The 232-nt window shown below is 63.8% G+C and carries 1 protein-coding gene; it reads right to left on the reverse strand.

The window, feature by feature from the left end:
• A partial coding sequence (locus SB679_RS26485; RefSeq protein ID WP_410705430.1) for a phosphoribosylaminoimidazolesuccinocarboxamide synthase occupies positions 1 to 232 on the reverse strand: 232 nt, incomplete at both ends.

Consider the following 232-nt stretch of genomic DNA (forward strand, 5'->3'; position numbering starts at 1 on the left):
AGCGCCTTCTCCAAGCGCGAACCATCAACGAGGCCTTCGGGCAGCGGGATGTCGCAGACGGTGCGGGACACCTTGTATTCAGCCAACCCGGAACCTGTGAGGTAGCCACGGGCGATGCACTCCACTGGAAACATTTCCAGCTTCTTGCAGATCATGGCACGGCCCTCGACGGCGGCCGGCACGCCAGCCTCCACAGTGGACGCGAGCACGTGGTGCTCCACCTCCAGCTGGT

This window comes from Chryseobacterium sp. SIMBA_029 (assembly GCF_046535275.1).
In the GTDB taxonomy this organism is placed as follows: domain Bacteria; phylum Bacteroidota; class Bacteroidia; order Flavobacteriales; family Weeksellaceae; genus Chryseobacterium.